This window comes from Pseudomonas sp. FP1740 (assembly GCF_030687165.1).
Taxonomy (GTDB): Bacteria; Pseudomonadota; Gammaproteobacteria; order Pseudomonadales; family Pseudomonadaceae; genus Aquipseudomonas.
Map to the genome: position 1 here is coordinate 1697251 of NZ_CP117461.1, position 19762 is coordinate 1717012.

Here is a 19762-nt window from a genome sequence, read left to right on the forward strand (position 1 = left end):
GCTTTGACAAATATTTTCTCATCAGCCGAACATACGCTTTAAAGGACATTCAGACGTGAAAAGAACCACACTACTAGCACTCACCCAGATTCTGGCATTACCGGGCTGCCATTCCAACGTCCGGGACTCTTCCCCCAGCCTGTTGACGGACGGTATTCAGCTGCACCAGAACAAAGTGGCCGTCGATGCGCAACACGCCAAGATCATCATGAAAGCATCAGGTAGCACTACCCCGGTAGAGTTCTCGATCCTTCGCGCAGCGGATCCCGACAAGCGTATGGAGGTGCTTGGCACCGTGGTGGATTCAGGTCAGGGCAAGGTCTTCGGCTGGATCGCCAAACTCAACGAAGCGGCCAACAGCGCCACGCTTAAACGCTTCCCGCAGCTGGAAGTGCAGGCGGATGTCGATCAGCCATTCCAGGTGTCGGGTTATTCGAATGGCGCGGGTGTTGGGAGTATCTATAGCTGCGGCCCGATCAAAACCACTTTCACACCAGAAAGAAGCAAGGTCTATTTGGTGGAGTTCCAGTTTGTTGGTAGCCGCTGTGAGCAGCATGTCTACGATATAACTCAGCCTCAGGAACGCATTCCCGTGAAGAGCGTACCTTCCGCGTAAAGGACATTCACTATGTAAATCGGGCGACACATGTATCTATCCATGGGTGGAATCTCTGTCATTAATAGGGACTCTCCGTGGTTGGGTCGCCAAACCCGGTCGCCTTTTGGGCTACCGGGCTGACTATAGTCTTCATCCTTCAAGCATTCCCCCCATGGCAGCAACTAGCTGACACCTTGTCTTCATACCGATCGTGATGCCTCACCCATTCCATGATTTCCTCTTCATTACGGCCCTTGGGCGTTAGGTCGAGGTAGTTGTAGGCACCGACCAGCAGATCCAGGCCTCTCGCATACGTTGAATAGGTGTGAAAAATCTCCCCCGCTTCATTGCGATAAAACACGCTAAGCCCTGGGAGTTCTTCCTCAACGCCGTCAGTTTTTCGTAGTTGTAGGTAGCTTTTCCGGTGGCGACGTCTTCGGCCCGGGCGCAGACACCGAAGTCGTAGTTGAAGTCGCAGCCTTCAGATGAGACCCAGTCGAATTGCCAGCCCATGCGCTGTTTGAACGGTTGGAATTCGGCGAACGGTGCGTGGGAAACCGCGACCACGGCGACGTCGTGGTGGGCCAGGTGTTGGTTGGCGCCGTCGATGTGGTCGGAGAGGAACGAGCAGCCTGGGCAGCCTTCGTCCCAGCCAGCGGCGAACATGAAGTGGTAGACGATCAACTGGCTGCGGCCGCCGAACAGGTCGGTCAGGCTCAGTTCGCCGTTGGTGCCCTGAAAGCGGTAGGGTTTGTCGATTTTTACCCAGGGCAGGGCGCGGCGTTCGGCGCTGAGTTTGTCTCGTTCTTTGGTGAAGGCTTTTTCGTGGGCCAAGTGTTGTTTGCGGGCCGCGACCCATTCTTCCCGGGACACGACCGGATGATTCTGTATGTTCATGCTGATTTCTCCTGCTTGCTGTGGCGAAAGTCGATCCGCGCAGAGGGGTAAACCGTCTTACACAGCCTAGTCGTTTGGCCTGCGCTCAAATCGACAGGCCGCCGGTCGGTTGGGGGAAAGAACTCGGCTGAACGGCTGCACTCCCTGTCGGTCACAACCTATGAAGGCCATTTCACTCGTGGGCACTGGAGGTTGATCAGGATGACGACTTATAACTGGGATTTGATCGAGCATTTACTGCACGAAGTGCAGAACAGTGCTGGCCGCAGTTTCACTCCACGGCCTTATGCCGAGCAGTATGCGGCGGCGAAAGCCTCCGCGGGCGAGCCGTTCGAGAATCTGGATCGCCTGAAAACGATGGCCGGTGAGTACGAAAAAATACTGCTGTTGCGGGGGTATATCGAGCCTCGGCCGGAGGATCAGGGTGGCAATGGCGAGAATTACATATTGACACCCCGGGGCTCGAGTTTGTTGAGCCTGATCGACAGCAGCATCCCGGGAAATGAGCATCCGCGCCAGGTGCTGGATGAGCAGGAAGATGCGCTGGATGAATTGACGTTTGATGAAGTGGCGTCGAAGGCTCAGATTGCGTGAAGCTTGCAGCTTTAGAACCTATCCTCGTTGCGCCGCTTTCAGGCATTTCAAATCAGTGAAGTCCTTGCGCATGTCTTCAATCTTATGCAGCAACCGTTGACGCTGAAACGGCGTGCTCTCGGCCATCAAGTCCACCAGCAATGCCCGAGCCTGGGCTTCGGTGTTGGCATAGGCCACACGGTAAGCGGGGGTCCATAAACTCTCGCGATCAACCAGAAGTGTCTCGATTTGCTGTGGGAATTGCGGACTCTGACGTTGCGCGACCGCCGCGCTGAATTGCTGTTGCCAATGGACGCGGTTGGCAATCCATTCTTTGTTCTGATCCCCCAGGGCGCTCGACCAAGCCATCACCCGTTGCTGTTGGGTTGGGCTGAGTGGTCCGAGCCAGGCATTCAGGCGTTTTTCCATGCGCTTGCTTCGCTCTTTGATCTGTTGCTCTAGAGGTGGCTTGAGGTATTCCTCCTGGCGTTTGCGCAGGTCCTTGGCGAAAGCGTCGTTCATTTCCGCGACTTGCTTGTCATCCAGCCCTTGCAACAGTTCGATGGCCGATGGGGTAATTTCCCGGGCGGTTTCGGCGATGGCTTGTTTGGCTTCCTGGGTACGGGCTTGCAGCTCGGCGTCGGTGATCTGGTTGGTCTCGATCATGGTCTGTAAACGATTCAGCCAGTCGAGGTAGCCGGGTAGTTGCGTGGTGCAGTGCCAGCGCAGGTGTTCCTTGAGCCGCTCGTTCAACCAGTCTTTTTGCTGGCGGTTCATGTCCAGGTAGTCGCTGAGCGTCCAGGGAATGATCACGTCGAGGTTGCGGTAAGCCAGGCCCACGCGGGTGCAGGCGGCGATGGTGAGGCTGAGCGTGAGGATGACGGTGATCTGTTTCAACCAATGCGACATGGCAAGCCCTTGCGAAGACCTGGTTTTTTATTGGGTTCTTTTATGTGAACGCAGGACGAGCCTGGCAGTTCAGCCGATTAATAGAAGGCGCGTACAGCCTTGAGAGTGACCAGACCGTCGCACTCGCTATTGTGGCCGGAATAGGCGGAGCAATCGCTGCCGCTCAGGCTTGAGTCACTGTAGATCAAGTCCAGGTCGATACCCATGAACGGCCGGGACAATTTCACCGACCAGTCGGTAAAACTGCCTACATATCCACCGTCAACGGACACCGGCGTATTGAGCTGGTGAGTGGTGTATTTCAGGCTGACCCCGATGCCGAACGGCTGATTGCCACTTAGGTCGGCGAACAGGGTGCTGTTCTGTTTGTCCGGGTCGTTGCTGAAGGCAGCGCCGAAGCGGCTGCCCAGCAGGGTCAGGCCGCCGAACAACTCCTGGCTGTCGAGGGTATCCACTTTGGGATAGCTGTAATGGATCATGCCCACTTCGTAGCCGAGGGAGTGATCGAAGGGCTGTTTAAAGCCCATGTAGGAGTCGACTTCAAGGTTGCTCGAAGGACTAAGCCCCATGCTGGGGGACCATTGGCCCACGTAGAAGCCGCTGTCGTGGCTCAGGTCGAGGCCACCGTGGAACGAGCCGGTCGTCGAGGGTTTGACCAGCCCTTGGGCCATGCTGCGGCTGGGGGTGGTGGCGAGTTTGAGATCGAAATCGCCCAATTCGCGCTGGAAGACTTGCGCATGGGCGACGGAACACCACAACAGGCTGGCGAGCAGGAGAAAAGGGGGCTTGAGCATGCGTCACTCCATGAGCTGCGAGGAGCAGGTGGTGAAAACCTGCTGAAACGCTTGATCCAGACACGTGCAAGCATACCGGCGAATGTTCGGCATCGAGGGCCGTTCGTCGATTGTTGAAATATTGATTTGTTTTATGGGGTGTTGCTGGAGGGTTCCAGTCCAAGCGCTTCGAAGCTCAAAGCGCTTAGGGACCAGTTAAAACGGGGGAATTACTTTTTGCCCAGCGTGATCTGCTTGGACGGGCCGAACGTCTGGCCGCTGACGCCTTTGGCAATTTGCTGGATCTCGCCACCGGACTTGAGGAACGCAGCGATCTGATTGTTGATCGATTCACTGGTTTCAACGGCTGGAGCTGGCTTTGCTTTGCTGTTGGATGCTTTTACACGCATGGCGGCCATTAACCTGTAGAAATTAACTTGGCCAGGCATCGTACAGGAAATACTTGACAATTGCTTGGTAAATATCCTCCCGAAATACACACGGCAGGTGCGCGAATAATCGCAAGTTATTATTTGGAATAGTCCCCTAAGCTGCTGTTTTAACTAAAAACCTCAGTGGAAAAATAGTGCTTTTCGGATGGGCTGGCCACCGTCCAGACCACCCGAACGGCCTGACGAGCGGCCAAACACGCCCGCCAAACCCAGGGAAATTAGGGCCTTGCGCGGATTTTCTCGCGCCACCGAGCCGGCCCGCCGAACGTAGCCCGCAAAACCGGGTAGAATGCCGCCCACGCAATGAGGGTATTGGACATGGCTTTAGTCGGGCGTTACAACAGTTTGCAAGTGGTTAAACACACTAACTTCGGTTTATATCTGGACGGTGGCGCGGACGGCGAAATCCTTCTGCCTAATCGTTATATTCCCAAAGATATTCCCAGCGAAGATGAAGATTGGCTCAACGTTTTTATTTATCTGGATAGCGATGACAAACTTATCGCCACCACCGAAAAGCCGAAAGTTCAGGTCGGTGAATTCGCCAGTTTGAAAGTCGTTGAAGTCAACAGCATCGGCGTGTTCCTGGATTGGGGGTTGCCGAAGGATCTGCTGCTGCCGTATTCCGAAGAAAAGCGCCAGATGACTGCCGGCGAGTATGTCGTGGTGCACGTCTACCTCGACAAACACACCCGGCGCATCACCGCGACGGCACGTCTGGACCGTTATCTGGACAAGACCCCGGCCAACTACACCCCGGGCCAGGAAGTTGATTTGCTGGTAGCCGAAGCGACCGATATGGGCTTCAAGGCAATCATCAACAACAAGCACTGGGGCTTGATCCACAAGAACGAAATCTTCAAGTTCATGCGCGCCGGTAAAGAAGAGAAGGGCTTTATCAAAGAAGTCCGTGCCGACGGCAAGATCAGCTTGAGCCTGCAGCCGGTGGGCGAAGCCGCTGCCACCAGTCTGAACTCGAAGATTCTCGCCAAGTTGCGCGACAACAACGGCACCCTGCCAGTCAGCGACAAGAGCGACCCGACGCTGATCAGCAGTATGTTCGGCGTCAGCAAGGGCAACTTCAAAAAGGCCATCGGTGCGTTGTACAAGAACGGCCAGATCGTCATTCACGCTGATCGTATCGAACTCAGCTGACCTGCACCGGCCCCGGTAGGCGCTACCGCAGGTTGTGATCAAAAAAGGATCCAGCCTACGGTAGCCTTCTGCGTAGCAGTCACCCATCTCTTTGTATACATAACGCCCTGCACCGTTTGCAGGCGCGGACGCCCTGTTCATGGGCATTATCACCCCCTCTACGACTTGAAGGCTGTGCTCTGAACAGGGTTGGAAGCCAGATTTGTCACACCTTTAGATCGTATGGCACGCATTCTGCGTAGCAACTCGTATACAAACCATGCCGGCTCCCGTACGCAGTGTGCTCGCCACACCCATCCCGGGGGCCGCGCCTGTACTTTCGAGGAGCCCCGCGATGACCGAACAATTGCCCAATGGCTACAGCCCGCGCCTGTATAACCAGGACCTGGGGCCACTGCCGCAGACATGGAATTGGTACAACATCTTTGCCTTCTGGATGAGCGACGTGCACAGCGTCGGCGGCTATGTGTTCGCCGCCAGCTTGTTTGCGCTTGGGCTGGCCAGTTGGCAGGTGTTGATTGCCTTGCTCGGCGGGATTTGCATCGTGCAGTTGATCGCCAACCTGGTGGCCAGGCCGAGTCAGCAAGCCGCGGTGCCTTACCCGGTGATCTGCCGACTGGCGTTCGGGGTGTTCGGGGCGAATATTCCTGCGGTCATTCGCGGCCTGATTGCGGTGGCCTGGTACGGGATTCAGACGTACCTGGCGTCCAGTGCACTCATCATCGTCGTGCTGCGGTTTTTTCCTGCGATGGCGGCCTACGCCGAACCGCACTTTGCCGGTTTGTCCTACCTCGGCTGGTTCGGTTTCCTCAGCCTGTGGTTCGTCCAGGCGCTGGTGTTCTGGACCGGCATGGAGTCGATCCGCCGCTTCATCGACTGGGCCGGCCCCGTGGTGTACGGCGTGATGTTCCTGCTCGCCGGCTGGATCGTTTGGCAGGCCGGCTGGAGCAATATCAGCTTCACCCTGGCGGAGAAATCCCTGTCTGGCTGGGAAGCCTTCGGCCAGGTGATCGTGGCAACGGCATTGGTGGTGTCGTACTTTTCCGGTCCGACCCTGAACTTCGGTGATTTCAGTCGCTACTGCCGCAGCATGAATGACGTGCGTCGCGGCAATTTCTGGGGGCTGCCGGTAAACTTTCTGGCGTTCTCGCTGGTGACCGTGGTGATCGTTTCCGGCACCTTGCCGGTGTTCGGTGAAATGCTTCACGACCCGATCGCCACCGTGGCGCGCATCGACAACAGCGTGGCGGTGCTGCTCGGCGCCTTTGCCTTCGTCACCGCGACCATCGGCATCAACATCGTCGCCAACTTCGTGTCCCCGGCATTCGACTTCGCCAACGTCGCCCCAAGCAAAATCAGTTGGCGTGCGGGTGGCATGATCGCCGCCATGGCGTCGATCTTCATCACCCCGTGGAACCTATTCAACAACCCCGAAGTGATTCACTACACCCTCGACGTGCTGGCGGCGTTCATCGGCCCGCTGTTCGGGATTCTGCTGGTGGATTACTACCTGATCAAAAAGCAGCAGATCGACGTCGATGCGCTGTTCAATGACGGCCCGAGCGGGCGTTATTACTACAGCGGCGGGATCAACTGGACGGCGGTCAAGGCGTTGATTCCTGCCACCCTGATGGGCGTTGCGATCACTTTCATCCCGGTGTTGCAGCCGATGGCCAACTTCGCCTGGTTCACCGGCTGCTTCCTCGGCGGCGTCCTGTACTTCGCTCTAGCCAGGCGCGAGCAGGCACAGCAATCGGCGGCGCTGGTCATCGCTGGATGACGTACGTGGCGATTTAAAGGTCTTTTGCAGACACCTTTTTCTGTCCATCTGGTTAATAATCGACAGCATAATTTTTCGCCCCGGCACCCTCTGTTCAGCAGGAAGGCCGGGGCTTTGCTTTTACTGTCGAGTCACTGCCATGGATTGTGTTGTCGAGGTGTTCCGGTGAGCGCCACCCGGCGTAGCGCCGATGGGTTTGCCCTGCAAGTGATGGTCGGGCTGTGCCTGATCTGGGGTGTGCAGCAGGTGATGATCAAATGGGCCGCGCCCGACATCGCGCCGGTCATGCAGGCGGCGGGGCGGTCGGGTATTTCCGCGTTGCTTGTAGGATTATTGATCTGCTGGAAGGGCGGTTGGGATCAGGTCGGGACTACCTGGCGCGGCGGCTTGCTGGCCGGCGCGTTGTTTGGCCTGGAGTTCTTCTTCATTGCCGAAGGTCTGCAACTGACCACGGCGGCGCATATGTCGGTATTTCTCTACACCGCGCCGATCTTTACCGCGTTGGGCGTGCATTGGTTGCTGCCGAGTGAGCGTTTAAGACCGGTGCAGTGGCTGGGGATTTTTCTGGCGTTCATTGGCATTGCCATTGCGTTTGCCGGTGGTGTGTCCTGGGACAATCTTGACCACCGCATGTTGATGGGCGATGCCCTGGGTGTGCTGGCCGGCGCGTCGTGGGGCGCGACCACCGTGGTGGTGCGCGCCTCGCGCCTGTCGGAAGCGCCGGTGACCCTGACGCTGTTTTATCAACTGATCGTCGGCTTCGTCGGCCTGCTGCTGATTGCGATCCTCAGTGGTCAGGTCACCCATGTCAGCCTGACCACGGTGGCGGTGGCCAGCGTGCTGTTTCAGGGATTGGTGGTGTCGTTCTTCAGCTACCTGACGTGGTTCTGGCTACTGCGCCGTTACCTGGCGGCGAACCTCGCGGTGTTTTCGTTCATGACGCCGTTGTTCGGCGTCACGTTCGGCGTGGTGCTGCTGGGTGAAGAGCTGAGCCTGAACTTTGTGATCGGCGCGGTACTGGTTTTGCTCGGGATCACTTTTGTGAGCGCAGAGCAGTGGGTGCGCCGTCGTTTGCGCAAAGCACTTGGGCAACCCTGATCGGGCGCAGCAACAAGCCTGCGCAATGATAAAACCGCCGCCGGCGATCACCAGCGCGGGTTGCAAGCCACCGCTGAAATGGCTGCTCAACGCGGCTAGCAACGGCCCGCTGAGCTGACCCACGGCGAAGCACGCGGTCAGCAGCCCGGCATTGCGCTGGGTGGCGTGGGGCGCCAGTTCCCGGGAGCGCTGCATCACCAGTTGCATGCAGGCCAGAAACGGCCCGCCACACAGGATCACCCCCAGCGCCAGGCCGGCACCGCTGCCCAACAGGCAAGCAAACACCCCGGCGGCCTGTAGCCATAGCGTCGCCATCAGCCAATGACGAGTTGCGTTCGGGTTGTGCCGACGCAGGCTCACCAACACGACCCCGGTCGCCGCCGCCAGACCAAAGCACGGCCAGAACAGATCGGCTTGCCATTGCCCATGGAACTGCGCGCTGGCCATTTGTGAGAGGAAAGTGGCCGGGATGATGTAGCCCAGACCGTACAACCCATAGATTACCGGTAAGCGTCCGACGCCTTGGGCGGCCGACTTGGTGGCAAGCGGTATCACCGTTGAAGTGGCGGCCGGCTGCGGCAGGAACGGCAGAATCGCCAGCAGCATCACCAGGCCGACAGCGGCATACACCAGCCACAAGGTTGCGGACGTCTGCCCCAGCAGGTTCGAGCCCAAGGCCAACAACCCTGTCAGAAAAATCCCCAGACCCGGTCCGGCAAACACCAAGGCGCCGAGTCGCGGACGACCGGCCGCCGCTGCCAGCGGTTGGCTCAACGCGGTAATCATCACCAGCACCCAGGCACTGGCCACGCCCGTGCCGAAACGCAGCGCCAGATGCGCCCAGAACCCGTTGGCCCAGAACGAGGCCAGGGTCAGCAATACACACAACCACAAACCGCCGAGCAGGCGCCTGCGAACCTGATCGGGGCGACGGGCGAACATCGCATCCACCGCGCCGACGAAGTAACCAAGGTAGTTGGCGGCGGCAATCAGACCAGCGGCAGTCAGGTCGATCTGACCTTCGCTGAGCAAGTGCGGCAGTTGTGGGGTGAGGGCGAAACGCCCGATGCCCATGGCCATCATCAGGGCGACAAAGCTGGCGGTTAAGCGAATCAGCGGGGACATGGTCTGAGTTCCGTTTCGAGGATCAATGACCGTCAGGCTAGGACTGATTGACTTTCTTTAAAAATGAATAATAGTGAGAAACTTGTTCTGATTTGGAGAATGGCGTGGAATTCAGCCAATTGCGGATCTTCCAAGCGGTGGCGGAAGAGGGCTCCATTACGCGAGCCGCCGAACGCCTGCATCGCGTGCCCTCCAACCTGTCGACCCGGCTTAAACAGCTCGAAGAGCAACTGGGTGTCGAATTGTTCGTACGCGAGCGTCAGCGTTTGCAGTTATCACCTGCGGGAAAAGTCCTGCTGGACTACACCACCAAGCTGTTCGCCTTGCATGACGAAGCTCACGCGGCGGTGCAGGGCGGGCAACCGGCCGGGGATTTCGTACTGGGCACCATGTACAGCACCGCCGCAATTCACTTGCCAGAGCTGTTGGCGCGTTATCACCGCCGCTACCCGGCGGTGAACCTGCAAGTGCAGTCGGGCCCCAGCGGTGAACTGCTCGAAGGGCTGCTCACCGGGCGCCTCGATGCGGCGCTGGTGGACGGCCCGCTGGAACTGGCCGGGCTCGACGGCGTGCCGTTGTGCGACGAACGGTTGGTGTTGATCAGCGAGGCCGATCATCCGCCGGTGCGCAGTGCGCTGGATGTCGAAGGGCGTTCGGTGTTCACGTTTCGCCAGGGCTGCTCCTACCGGATGCGCCTGGAAGCCTGGTTTGCCCATGACCATGCGGCGATGGGCCGGGCCATGGAGATCGAGTCTTATCCGGGAATGCTGGCCTGCGTGATTGCCGGTTCCGGCGTGGCGCTGATGTCGGAGTCGATGCTCGCCAGTCTGCCGGGGCGTGAAAGCGTGGCGGTGCACCCGTTGGCCGAGCCGTTTGCCAGCGCGACCACCTGGCTGATGTGGCGCAAAGGCATGGTCGGCGCCAATCTGAACGCGTGGATCGAGCAACAGCAGGCGGTGTATCCGTCGACCATGGTCCAGGCCCAGTCAATTTCTTGAACTAACGTCCAAGGATTTGGATCAATTCAGTAACAGATCATTGCGATCTTGAGCGAGCATTGCGTAGGACTTCGGACTATTATCAGTGCGAAGGGGCTACAGAACTTCGGCCGCTCGGCACGACCCTGAAGGGGGGCATCATGAAAGAGAAAATCCAAAACTGGCTGCATGACCTGGGTGTCGCACTCGGTTTGATTGAACCGCCTCTGCAACCGGTGCCAATTCGCACTGATGACGAACAACGTCGCCGCCAGCAGCGCCGTAGGTAAGTCTGGCAAATCACCTGTGGCGAGGGAGCTTGCTCCCGCTGGGGCGCGCAGCGGCCCCATTCATCGCCACTCAGGTGGGTCAGGTTGAGCGCGAGTGCAGCTTGCGATTGCTGCGCAATCGAGCGGGAGCAAGCTCCCTCGCCACAGAGGTTCGTTCGGCCCATCGGATGTATTTAGCAATCCGTTTCAATACCGCCCAATCTCAATCAAAAACCGGGTCAAGTCATTCGCCGTCCTGGCAGTCTTGAGCATCCGGTCTTCTTCGGCGGTAAACGCCGTCAACCCCAACTGATCCTCCAGACGGAAGATCAGCTCTTCAATATCCTCTTTGTCCAATCCCAACTGCATCAGGTTGGTGTTGTCGTCGAAGTCATCCTGGTTTTCCAGCAGGCGGCGGATGCGACGATGCACGGCGGCACGAACGGCGGCTCTTGTCATGAGATCCTTCTTCGAGAACGTTATGAGGTCCCTGACGCTGAGTACAGCAGGCTTCAGGCGTGTCGGCGCTGCCACTCGTCAATCATCGAGCGCAGATACTCCCCGGAAAAGCTCCCGAAATGCCCGCCGTGCACCGTGCGGATCGGCATCGCGCGCAAGCGTTGCAGGCTGCGGGCGTAGTCATCGAGGTTGGAGTGGTAGGCGTTTTCGATCAGCGGCCCGTCGTAGATGATGTCGCCACTGAACAGGGTTTCAGTCGCCGCTTCATACAGGCTGATGCCACCGGGTGAATGACCCGGCGTGTGCAGCACTTGCAGGACCCGATTACCGAGATCGAGCACGTCGCCGTCTTCGATAAAACCGGTGGCCGGCGCGGCTTTGACCCGGTATTCGGCGTAGCACAATGGGCAGTCGGGGTGAGCCTCGAACATGTCGTCACCGACGAAAGCCTTGCTCAGGGTGTTGTCGCCGTCGGGTTCGGCGAGGATCTGCGCTTCGGCCGGATGCACCAGCCGTTCGGGGAACTCGTGATGGCCCGCGATGTGATCGAAATGGCAATGGCTGGCCACCGCTACCAGCGGTCGTTCGGTGAGCCACGGCAATTGCTCGCGCAGGCTGACCAGCCCGGAACCGCTGTCCAGCAGCAAGTCCTTGTCGCGGCCCTGAATGTGCCAGAGGTTGCAGCGGTAAAAAGGCCGAATGTACGGCTCGTGAATCAGGCGGATACCGTCGCTGAGCTGTTTGACCTCGAACCACTGATCACGGCTGACGATCTTCATAAACAGTTTCCTTCAGCCGAAAAAAACGGGTGTGGCAACCGACGCCACACCCGCCGAAGAAAGCATCAGGTCGTTATAGAAATCTTAGGCAGCGCTCGCCACTACGGCCGGGCGACGGGACAGAAGGCTGACCACCACGAAACTCACCAGGCCCACGCCGAGGCTGTAGTAGATCGGAGTGTTGGCGTCCATACCGTCCTTGATCATGAACAACAGCGCAGTGGCAAAGCCCAGGCCCATGCTGGCGATAGCGCCGGCGGTGGTTGCGCGTTTCCAGAAGATCGCGCCGATCAGCGGGATCAGCATGCCGCCCACCAACAGGTTGTAAGCCAGGGTCAGCGCGCTGATCACGTCATGTACGACCAGAGCGATGCCGAGTACGACGATGCCGGTCAACAGGGTGAACAGGCGGTTCATGCCCAGGCTCGACTGTTTGCCTCCACGCAGTTTTGGCAGCAGGTCTTCGGTCAGTGTGGTGGCAGCGGCGAGCAGGCCGGCGCTGGCGGTGGACATCATGGCCGCCAGGGCCGCGGCGATCACCAGACCACGGATACCGTCCGGCAGGGACAGTTTGACGATGGCGGCGAAAGCGTTGTTGACGTTGTCCAGGTCCGGGATCAGCACGTGAGCGGCCATACCGATCAGGGCGCAGGCCAGGCCGTAAAGGATGCAGTAGAAGCCTGCGAAGGTACCGGCGACCTGAGCCACTTTGGCGCTCTTGACGGTGAACACACGCTGCCAGATGTCTTGGCCGATCAGGATCCCGAAGAAGTAGATCATGAAGTAGGTGATGATGGTGTCCCAGCCAATCGTGGTGAAGCTGAAGGCAGTGGCCGGCAGTTTCAACACCAATTCATCCCAGCCGCCAACGCGGTACAGGCAGATCGGCAACAGGATGAACATCAGGCCGACGGTCTTGATCACGAACTGGACGATGTCGGTCAAGGTCAGGGACCACATGCCGCCGATCGCAGAGTAGATCACAACCACGCCACCGCCGAGCAATACCGAGACCCAGAACGGCAGGCCGAACAGCACTTGCAGCACGGTGCCGATTGCCAGGATCGAAACTACGCCGATCATCAGCGCATACGCCAGCATGATCACCGCGCTCGCGGAGCGGGCCATCGGGTTGTAGCGTTTTTCCAGCACTTGGGTAACGGTGTAGATTTTCAGTTTCAGCAGCGGTTTGGCGAGGAACAGGTTCAGCGCCACGATCCCGCAGCCGAGTGCCGCGCACAGCCAGAAACCGGAGATGCCATGGACGTAGCCCAGGCGCACGGTGCCGACGGTGGACGCGCCGCCCAGAACGGTGGCGGCCATGGTGCCCATGTACATGCTCGGGCCGAGGTTGCGACCGGCGACCAAAAAGTCTTCGTTGGTCTTGGCCTTGCGCATGCCGTAATAGCCGAGCATCAGCATCGCGGCGGCGTAGATGAGTACGACGAATAAATCCAAAGCCATGATGGCGTGTCTCCGATTGTCTTTTTTATGGTGAGGCTGAATAGCAATATGGCCATGAGACCGCTTTTTGTGGCGAGGGAGCTTGCTCCCGCTGGGCTGCGAAGCATCCCCAAATCCTGCAACCAGGTTTCTTCTGGAGAAACGCCATTAGCCTGTTTTGCGACTGCTGCGCAGTCGAGCGGGAGCAAGCTCCCTCGCCACGGAAGTTCCGTTGACCACTGTGTTGAATCAGGCGGCTTGTCGCATCGCCGGTTTACCGAGCGAATCCGTGCCCTTGCTGCGTGCATCGTTGGGGCCGAACACCGCAGCCGACTCCGGGAACAGGCTCAGCAGCGTCAGGTACACCAGCGAAGCCAGGCCGAGGGTTACCGGCAGGCTGATGTCGATCCCGCCAGCCAGATCTCCAAGCGGCCCGACAAACTGCCCCGGCAGGTTCACGAAGCACAAACCGACCGCGGCACTCGGGATCCAGGCGCCCAGACCACGCCAGTTCCAGCCGTGGGTGAACCAGTAGCGGCCACCTTTTTCGCCACGGGTGAACACTTGCAGGTCATCCGGGCAGTAGAAGCCGCGACGCACCAGCAGGCCGATGATCATGATCACCATCCATGGAGTGGTGCAGGTGATAATCAGCACGGCGAAGGTCGACACGCTCTGCACCAGGTTCGCCGCAAAGCGCCCGATGAAGATGAAGGCAATCGACATCACGCCGATCAGCAGCGTGGCCTTGACCCGCGACAGCACTCGAGGGAACACGCTGGACATGTCCAGCCCGGTGCCATACAGCGACGTGGTGCCGGTGGACATGCCGCCGATCACCGCAATCAGGCACACCGGCAGGAAGAACCAGCTCGGCGACACCGCCAGCAGGCCGCCGACGTAGTTGTTGGCCGCGATGTAGTCCGGTGCCTTGATCGCTACGATGGTGGCGGTGGCCAGGCCGAACAGGAACGGGATGAAGGTCGCAATCTGCGAGATCACCACGGCAGCCATGATCCGGCGCTTGGAGGTGTCACGCGGGATGTAGCGCGACCAGTCGCCGAGGAACGCCCCAAAGGAAATCGGGTTACTCATCGCCACCAGCGCAGCGCCGATGAAAGCCGCCCAGAAACCCGGTTGACCGAGGCTGACGCTGCCGGCGTAGTTCACATCGAAAGGACCGGCGAAGGCGAAGACGCCCAGCAGAAACAGCAGGCTGGCGCTCCACACGGCGATCTTGTTGACCCACAGCAGGAAGCGGAAGCCGTAGATGCACACCGTCAGCACCAGGATCGCGAACAGACCGTAGGCCAGGCCCAGGGTCAGGTCGGTTTCCGGCAGGCCGATCAGGCGTTTCGCACCACCGATCAACGCATCACCCGAACTCCATACCGAGAGCGAGAAGAAGGCGATAGCGGTCAATAGCGACAGGAACGAACCGACGATCCGCCCGTGCACGCCGAAGTGCGCACCGGACGACACGGCGTTGTTGGTGCCATTGAGTGGACCGAACAGGCCCATCGGCGCGAGGATCAGCGAGCCCAGCAACACGCCCAGCACAATCGCCCAGACGCCCGCCTGAAAAGACAGGCCGAACAGTACCGGGAAACTGCCGAGCACGGCGGTGGCGAAGGTGTTGGAACCGCCGAAGATCATCCGGAACAAGTCCGTCGGGCCTGCGGTGCGTTCGTTGTCCGGGATCTGCTCGACCCCGTAGGTTTCAATTTGCGTAAGGCTTTGGTCTTTGTTGTTGTTATTCATGATCTGCTCCGATCATAAAGGCGCGCTCATCGTGCGTGAGCGTCACCTGTTTGGCTAAGGGGGTGGCAGCCCTTCCGGCATTGCGGACAAATGTTCGTGGCAGGCCAGCCATAGGCCTTGTTGTTCTTGGCCAGACGCCTGTTTCTTGAAAACAATCGTCTCGCGTTCCTGGCTGAAGTGTTGCTCCCCTTGCATGCGCAGCTCGGTGGCCACGTCATGGATGAAAATCGCCACGTCACCCTGCAGGCTGACGAAGGCGTTGCTCGAGGTGCATGACAGCACCTCGAAGCCGTCCTCGGCACGCCAGCTGTCCCACAACGCCTGGTAGGCATCGCGCGACAACAGAGGCTGTTCGAGGGTGTAGAACACGAAGCTGGCGTCGATGCTGAATGCGCCGAAGTAGGCTTCGCGATCGTTTCGGGCAAAGGCCGACACCAGTTCGGCGGCGGCATTGAGTACCTGATCACGTTCGTTCATGACCGATCCTCAGCGATGGACCACGCCTGGCAGTACGCAGAGCATTTCGTACAACAGGTTGGCGCCCAGCAGCGAGGTGTTGCCGGTGGTGTCGTACGCTGGCGAGACTTCTACCAAATCGCAGCCGACCAGGTCGAGGCCTTGGCAGCCACGCACGATTTCAATCGCCTGAATGGTCGTCAGACCGCCGATTTCCGGGGTGCCGGTGCCAGGTGCCCAGGCCGGATCGATGCCGTCGATATCGAAACTCAGGTACACCGGACCGTCGCCGACTTTCGCGCGAACTTCAGCCATCAGCGGCGCCAGGGATTTGTGCCAGCACTCTTCGGCCTGAACCACACGGAAGCCTTGATTGCGGCTCCAGTTGAAGTCATCAGCGGTGTAGCCCTGAGCCCGCAGGCCAATTTGCACTACGCGGTCGCAATCCAGAAGACCTTCTTCTACCGCGCGACGGAAGGTGGTGCCGTGGGCGATTTTCTCGCCGAACATGTGATCGTTCACATCGGCGTGAGCGTCGATGTGCACCAGGCCGACCTTGCCGTGCTTTTTATGGATGGCACGCAGGATCGGCAGGGTGATGGTGTGGTCGCCGCCCAGCGTCAGGGGGATCACATCGTGTTCGAGGATATTGTCGTAGGCCTCTTCGATGATCCGCACGGCGTCCAGCAGGTTGAAGGTGTTGATCGCCACGTCACCGATGTCGGCAACCGACAGCGAGTCGAACGGCGCAGCGCCGGTGGCCATGTTGTACGGACGGATCATCACCGATTCAGCGCGGATTTCACGCGGCCCGAAGCGGGTGCCGGGGCGCAGGGACGTGCCGATGTCCAGCGGGATGCCGATAAAGGCAGCGTCCAGGCCGGCAGCGGATGGCACATGGGGGAGTCGCAGCATGGTGGCGATGCCGCCGAAGCGCGGCATTTCATTGCCGCCCAGTGGTTGGTGAAGAATCTTGTCCACGGGTAAGGCCTCATCGTCGTTGTTTTATTTATGCAGGTAAGCCGCTCGGGGAGAGACGGGCACCGCTGTGGGCCGATTCTGCGAAATGCAGTGGCCGGGAAGAATCGCTACGGGCAAATACTTAGTTCAGATTTTTCTAAACTAATGGCGGGCGGGAAGATAGACTCCCCTCCATGCACCGAACCCTTGTGGCGAGGGAGCAAGCTCCCTCGCCACAAAAGCAACATGCACTACCTTGCAATGGAGCCCCCATGGCCAACGCTTTACCCGACCTGAAACTATTGCGCATCTTCGTCAGCGTGGTCCGCCATCAGGGGTTCGCCAACGCCCAGCACGAGCTCAACCTCTCGACTTCGGCCATCAGCACCTACATGAGCCAGCTCGAAGCGGCCCTCGGCCTGGTGCTCTGTCATCGCGGGCGCGGTGGTTTCAGCCTGACCAGCAAGGGTGAGCTGTTCCATCAGGAAACCCTGCGCCTGTTGGCCGAACTCGAAGGTTTCGAACAATATGCCGCCGCCCTCAAAGGCGAATTGCGTGGCACGTTGAACCTGGGGGTGATCGATTCCACCGTCAGCGACAAGGCCTTGCCGTTCGCCGAAGCCATCGGCGCCTACAGCCAGGAACACCCGGCGGTGCATTTGCACCTGTCGGTCATGAGCCCCTACGAACTGCAACTCGGCGTGCAGGACAACCGCCTCGATCTGGCCATCGGTGCCTTTTCCACGCGCATGAGCGGTCTGGTCTACATGCCGCTCTACCGCGAGCAACACTGGTTGTATTGCAGCAGCCGTCATCCGCTGTTCACCGAGCGGCGCATCCCCGAGCAAGTCATCACCCAGCAACGCATGGTCGGTCGCGGCTACTGGAGCCAGGCCGAACTGGCGCGTCATGGTTTCAAGCACAGCGCGGCGACCGTGGAAAGTATGGAGGCCCAATTGATTCTGGTGCTGTCCGGCGCCTACATCGGTTACCTGCCGGAGCACTACGCCCAGGCCTGGGCCGACAAGGGGGATTTGCGCGTGCTGCTGCCGGCGACGTTCGGTTATCAGGCACCATTCTCGATGATCGTGCGCCGTGGCCGTAGCCGCGAGCCGCTGATCCAGACCTTCCGTGATTTGCTCAAAGCACAGCTCAATCAGGCTTAAGAATATGTCCAGAATCCAGTGCCCGCGCTGCCTGCGTCCGCAAACCCATTGTCTGTGCCCACTGATCCCAAGCCTGGATAGCCGCACGCGGGTGTTGCTGTTGCAGCATCCGAGTGAAGTGAACCATGCATTGAATACCGCACGATTGGCTGCGTTGGGACTCAAGAATGCCGAGTTGATCGTGGGCGAGGTGTTCGAGGATTTGCCGGCGTTGTTGAATCAACCGGGTTATCAGGCGCGGCTGTTGTTTCCCGGTGAAGATGCGCAGCCGATGCAGACATACACCGCGAGTGATAAGCCGCTGCTGCTGGTGGTTCCGGACGGTACCTGGCGCAAGGCGCGCAAGATGCTGCACCTCAATCCGTTGTTGGCGGCGTTGCCGAGAGTGACCTTGGCCGAGGGCGGGGTGTCGCGTTATCGCTTGCGCAAGGCACCTGGGCCTGGGGCGTTGTCGACGGTGGAGGCGATTGTGCAGGCGTTGCAGACCCTCGAAGCACCGAGCAGTTTCGAGCCGTTATTAAAGCCGTTCGAGGCGTTGATCGAGGGGCAGATCGCGGCGATGGGGGAGGAGGTTTTTCAGCGTAATCATGGGCCGAAATAGTGAGCGTGTGATGTGATCGTTCCCACGCTCTGCGTGGGAATGCATCCAGTGACGCTCTGCGTCACATCCGGGAAGGGACGCGGAGCGTCCCGGGCGGCATTCCCACGCAGAGCGTGGGAACGATCACACGCAAGCTCCCTCGCCACAGGGACGGTGAGACTTAGCGTTCGCGCATCGCCTCGGTCCGTGCCTTCAACACCGGTTTAAGCAGGTAATCCAGCACGCTTTTCTCCCCGGTAATAATGTCCACCGTCGCCACCATCCCCGGAATGATCAGCAGCGGTTTCACATCCCCGCCCAAGTGATTCTTGTCGGTTCTGACCTGAATCAGATAGAAACTGTTGCCCTTGTCATCGGTAATGGTGTCCGCCCCGATCAACTCAAGCCTGGCACTCAACCCGCCATAAATCGTGTAGTCATAAGCGCTGAACTTGACCATGGCTTTCTGGCCCGGGTGCAGGAACGCCACGTCCTGAGGGCGGACCTTGGCTTCGATCAGCAGGTTGTCCTCCACGGGCACGATTTCCACCATGTCGCTGCCCGGCTGAACCACGCCGCCGATGGTATTGACCTTCAGCACTTTGATGATGCCGTGAACCGGCGACACCACCGTGGTGCGCGTCACCCGGTCGTCGATGGCAATGCTCGTGGCGGTGATTTTCGACAGGTCGGTGCGTTTCTCATTCAGCTCTTTCGCCGCGTCCGAGCGGAAGGATTGTTCGGACTCGTCGATCTTGCTTTTGATCTCGTTGATCGCCGATTCCGCCCGGGGAATCGCCAGGGTCGTGGCGTTCAGCGAGCCGCGGATTTCCACCGCGCTGCGTTTGAGCCGCAGGATTTCCACCGGTGACACCGCCCCGGTGCCCACCAGCGGCGCCGACATGTTCATCTCTTGTTGCAGCAGCGCCAGGCTGGAACTGAACTGCCCCTGTTTGGAACGGAATTCCGCCAGCTCCTGGGTTTTTTGCCGAAGTTGTTCAGTCAGCGTGCGCTGTTCGCTAGCCAGTCGGCGCTGGCGCTGTTCATACAGCGAGCGTTCGTCATCGGCCACTTGCGGCGCCTTGGCGATGACTTCCGGGGACAGCTTGAACGGCCGGCCTTCCGCTTCGGCGGACAATCGTTCGACCTGGGCGATCAAGGCATAGCGGTCCGCTTCGCTTTCGCCCTTGTTCGACAGGAATCGCGTGTCATCCAGGCGCAGCAAGGTGTCGCCCTTGTTCACCATTTGCCCTTCGCGCACGAAAATCTCGGTGACGATGCCGCCTTCCAGGTTCTGGATCACCTGTATCTTGCTCGACGGAATCGCCTTGCCTTCGCCCATGGTGACTTCCTGCAACACGGCGAATTTGGCCCAGACCAGCGCGCTGATCAGCAGCGCCGCCGCCAGCCACACGGTGATCCGCGACCAGCGCGGCGAATCCTGCAACGAGGCGCCGGCGGTTTCCGGCATGAATTCGCTTTCGGCACTTTTGCTGAAACTGCCGAAGTAGCTTCGGTCTTGTGGTGTGTCGGATGATGAACGGGCCATGGG

At 59.3% G+C, this 19762-nt stretch carries 19 protein-coding genes and 2 pseudogenes; 9 read left to right on the top strand and 12 right to left on the bottom strand.

The features are described from left to right. Nucleotides 1-55 precede the first annotated feature (55 nt). Nucleotides 56-616: a hypothetical protein gene (locus PSH69_RS07455; RefSeq protein ID WP_305411558.1), complete on the top strand. Its 561-nt coding sequence runs from the start codon at nt 56-58 to the stop codon at nt 614-616. Nucleotides 617-755: 139 nt separating this feature from the next. Here the strand turns inward: PSH69_RS07455 and PSH69_RS07465 are convergent. Then, nucleotides 756-1432, bottom strand: a pseudogene (locus PSH69_RS07465) (DUF899 domain-containing protein). A 264-nt stretch (nt 1433-1696) separates the two neighbouring features. Here PSH69_RS07465 and PSH69_RS07470 point away from each other — a divergent pair. After that, complete coding sequence (locus PSH69_RS07470; RefSeq protein WP_018929896.1) at nt 1697-2089, top strand: hypothetical protein; 393 nt, start codon at nt 1697-1699, stop codon at nt 2087-2089. An 18-nt stretch (nt 2090-2107) separates the two neighbouring features. Here PSH69_RS07470 and PSH69_RS07475 read toward each other — a convergent pair whose 3' ends face one another. The 3 genes from PSH69_RS07475 to PSH69_RS07485 all read right to left on the bottom strand — a co-directional run bounded on the left by PSH69_RS07475 (nt 2108) and on the right by PSH69_RS07485 (nt 4169). Beyond that, nucleotides 2108-2977 (bottom strand): DUF6279 family lipoprotein, encoded by an 870-nt coding sequence (locus PSH69_RS07475; RefSeq protein ID WP_064619623.1) that lies wholly within the window; start codon nt 2975-2977, stop codon nt 2108-2110. A 77-nt stretch (nt 2978-3054) separates the two neighbouring features. Further along, entirely contained in the window at nt 3055-3771 is a 717-nt protein-coding gene (locus PSH69_RS07480) for a TorF family putative porin (protein WP_028939948.1), read from the bottom strand. 209 nt (nt 3772-3980) lie between these two features. Then, nucleotides 3981-4169 (bottom strand): hypothetical protein, encoded by a 189-nt coding sequence (locus tag PSH69_RS07485; RefSeq protein ID WP_017337097.1) that lies wholly within the window; start codon nt 4167-4169, stop codon nt 3981-3983. 351 nt (nt 4170-4520) lie between these two features. Between PSH69_RS07485 and PSH69_RS07490 the strand changes: the two genes are divergently transcribed. From PSH69_RS07490 to PSH69_RS07500, 3 genes are all read left to right on the top strand, one after another. Continuing rightward, nucleotides 4521-5357: a S1 RNA-binding domain-containing protein gene (locus PSH69_RS07490; RefSeq protein WP_007942143.1), complete on the top strand. Its 837-nt coding sequence runs from the start codon at nt 4521-4523 to the stop codon at nt 5355-5357. A gap of 334 nt (nt 5358-5691) precedes the next feature. Beyond that, on the top strand, nt 5692-7137 hold the full coding sequence (locus tag PSH69_RS07495; RefSeq protein WP_305411560.1) for an NCS1 family nucleobase:cation symporter-1: 1446 nt from the start codon (nt 5692-5694) through the stop codon (nt 7135-7137). A gap of 165 nt (nt 7138-7302) precedes the next feature. Beyond that, nucleotides 7303-8235: a DMT family transporter gene (locus tag PSH69_RS07500; protein WP_028939950.1), complete on the top strand. Its 933-nt coding sequence runs from the start codon at nt 7303-7305 to the stop codon at nt 8233-8235. On the opposite strand, the pseudogene PSH69_RS07505 reads toward PSH69_RS07500, so the two are convergent. Next, a pseudogene (locus PSH69_RS07505) lies at nt 8171-9360 on the bottom strand (MFS transporter). The gene PSH69_RS07500 and the pseudogene PSH69_RS07505 sit on opposite strands and share 65 nt — an antisense overlap. Nucleotides 9361-9464: 104 nt before the next feature. Between PSH69_RS07505 and PSH69_RS07510 the strand changes: the two are divergent. Next, a complete protein-coding gene (locus tag PSH69_RS07510) occupies nt 9465-10358 on the top strand; it encodes a LysR family transcriptional regulator (protein ID WP_086946450.1) in 894 nt (297 codons plus the stop codon). 140 nt (nt 10359-10498) lie between these two features. Beyond that, the gene (locus PSH69_RS07515; protein WP_007914492.1) at nt 10499-10627 is read left to right on the top strand and encodes a PA1414 family protein; all 129 of its coding nucleotides are present in this window, start codon (nt 10499-10501) and stop codon (nt 10625-10627) included. 186 nt (nt 10628-10813) lie between these two features. On the opposite strand, the gene PSH69_RS07520 is transcribed toward PSH69_RS07515, so the two are convergent. From PSH69_RS07520 to speB, 6 genes are all read right to left on the bottom strand, one after another. After that, complete coding sequence (locus PSH69_RS07520) at nt 10814-11065, bottom strand: acyl carrier protein (RefSeq protein ID WP_026286702.1); 252 nt, start codon at nt 11063-11065, stop codon at nt 10814-10816. Between the two features lie 53 nt (nt 11066-11118). After that, nucleotides 11119-11844, bottom strand: coding sequence for an MBL fold metallo-hydrolase (locus PSH69_RS07525; RefSeq protein WP_305411561.1), 726 nt, complete (start codon nt 11842-11844; stop codon nt 11119-11121). Between the two features lie 84 nt (nt 11845-11928). Next, nucleotides 11929-13308 carry a sodium:solute symporter gene (locus tag PSH69_RS07530; RefSeq protein WP_007942152.1) on the bottom strand — a complete coding sequence of 460 codons (1380 nt, stop codon included), beginning with the start codon at nt 13306-13308 and terminating at the stop codon, nt 11929-11931. 228 nt (nt 13309-13536) lie between these two features. After that, nucleotides 13537-15048, bottom strand: a complete 1512-nt coding sequence (locus PSH69_RS07535) for a cytosine permease (RefSeq protein WP_019648047.1) — start codon at nt 15046-15048, stop codon at nt 13537-13539. A gap of 54 nt (nt 15049-15102) precedes the next feature. Then, complete coding sequence (locus PSH69_RS07540; protein WP_018929906.1) at nt 15103-15525, bottom strand: nuclear transport factor 2 family protein; 423 nt, start codon at nt 15523-15525, stop codon at nt 15103-15105. Between the two features lie 9 nt (nt 15526-15534). Next, the gene (speB, locus tag PSH69_RS07545; RefSeq protein WP_305411562.1) at nt 15535-16485 is read right to left on the bottom strand and encodes an agmatinase; all 951 of its coding nucleotides are present in this window, start codon (nt 16483-16485) and stop codon (nt 15535-15537) included. 251 nt (nt 16486-16736) lie between these two features. Between speB and PSH69_RS07550 the strand changes: the two genes are divergently transcribed. Both PSH69_RS07550 and PSH69_RS07555 read left to right on the top strand, forming a co-directional pair. Next, nucleotides 16737-17630: a LysR family transcriptional regulator gene (locus PSH69_RS07550; protein ID WP_258620607.1), complete on the top strand. Its 894-nt coding sequence runs from the start codon at nt 16737-16739 to the stop codon at nt 17628-17630. A 4-nt stretch (nt 17631-17634) separates the two neighbouring features. Next, the gene (locus PSH69_RS07555) at nt 17635-18231 is read left to right on the top strand and encodes a tRNA-uridine aminocarboxypropyltransferase (protein WP_305411563.1); all 597 of its coding nucleotides are present in this window, start codon (nt 17635-17637) and stop codon (nt 18229-18231) included. A 160-nt stretch (nt 18232-18391) separates the two neighbouring features. Here the strand turns inward: PSH69_RS07555 and PSH69_RS07560 are convergent, their stop codons facing one another. Then, nucleotides 18392-19759 (bottom strand): HlyD family type I secretion periplasmic adaptor subunit, encoded by a 1368-nt coding sequence (locus tag PSH69_RS07560; RefSeq protein WP_305411564.1) that lies wholly within the window; start codon nt 19757-19759, stop codon nt 18392-18394. Between the last annotated feature and the right edge of the window lie 3 nt (nt 19760-19762).

Coding starts and splice junctions, on each gene's coding strand:
- PSH69_RS07470 (WP_018929896.1), top strand. CDS start 1,697: ATGACGACTTATAACTGGGATTTGATCGAGCATTTACTGCACGAAGTG.
- PSH69_RS07475 (WP_064619623.1), bottom strand. CDS start 2,977: ATGTCGCATTGGTTGAAACAGATCACCGTCATCCTCACGCTCAGCCTC.
- PSH69_RS07480 (WP_028939948.1), bottom strand. CDS start 3,771: ATGCTCAAGCCCCCTTTTCTCCTGCTCGCCAGCCTGTTGTGGTGTTCC.
- PSH69_RS07485 (WP_017337097.1), bottom strand. CDS start 4,169: ATGGCCGCCATGCGTGTAAAAGCATCCAACAGCAAAGCAAAGCCAGCT.
- PSH69_RS07490 (WP_007942143.1), top strand. CDS start 4,521: ATGGCTTTAGTCGGGCGTTACAACAGTTTGCAAGTGGTTAAACACACT.
- PSH69_RS07495 (WP_305411560.1), top strand. CDS start 5,692: ATGACCGAACAATTGCCCAATGGCTACAGCCCGCGCCTGTATAACCAG.
- PSH69_RS07515 (WP_007914492.1), top strand. CDS start 10,499: ATGAAAGAGAAAATCCAAAACTGGCTGCATGACCTGGGTGTCGCACTC.
- PSH69_RS07520 (WP_026286702.1), bottom strand. CDS start 11,065: ATGACAAGAGCCGCCGTTCGTGCCGCCGTGCATCGTCGCATCCGCCGC.
- PSH69_RS07525 (WP_305411561.1), bottom strand. CDS start 11,844: ATGAAGATCGTCAGCCGTGATCAGTGGTTCGAGGTCAAACAGCTCAGC.
- PSH69_RS07530 (WP_007942152.1), bottom strand. CDS start 13,308: ATGGCTTTGGATTTATTCGTCGTACTCATCTACGCCGCCGCGATGCTG.
- PSH69_RS07535 (WP_019648047.1), bottom strand. CDS start 15,048: ATGAATAACAACAACAAAGACCAAAGCCTTACGCAAATTGAAACCTAC.
- PSH69_RS07540 (WP_018929906.1), bottom strand. CDS start 15,525: ATGAACGAACGTGATCAGGTACTCAATGCCGCCGCCGAACTGGTGTCG.
- PSH69_RS07550 (WP_258620607.1), top strand. CDS start 16,737: ATGGCCAACGCTTTACCCGACCTGAAACTATTGCGCATCTTCGTCAGC.
- PSH69_RS07555 (WP_305411563.1), top strand. CDS start 17,635: ATGTCCAGAATCCAGTGCCCGCGCTGCCTGCGTCCGCAAACCCATTGT.
- PSH69_RS07560 (WP_305411564.1), bottom strand. CDS start 19,759: ATGGCCCGTTCATCATCCGACACACCACAAGACCGAAGCTACTTCGGC.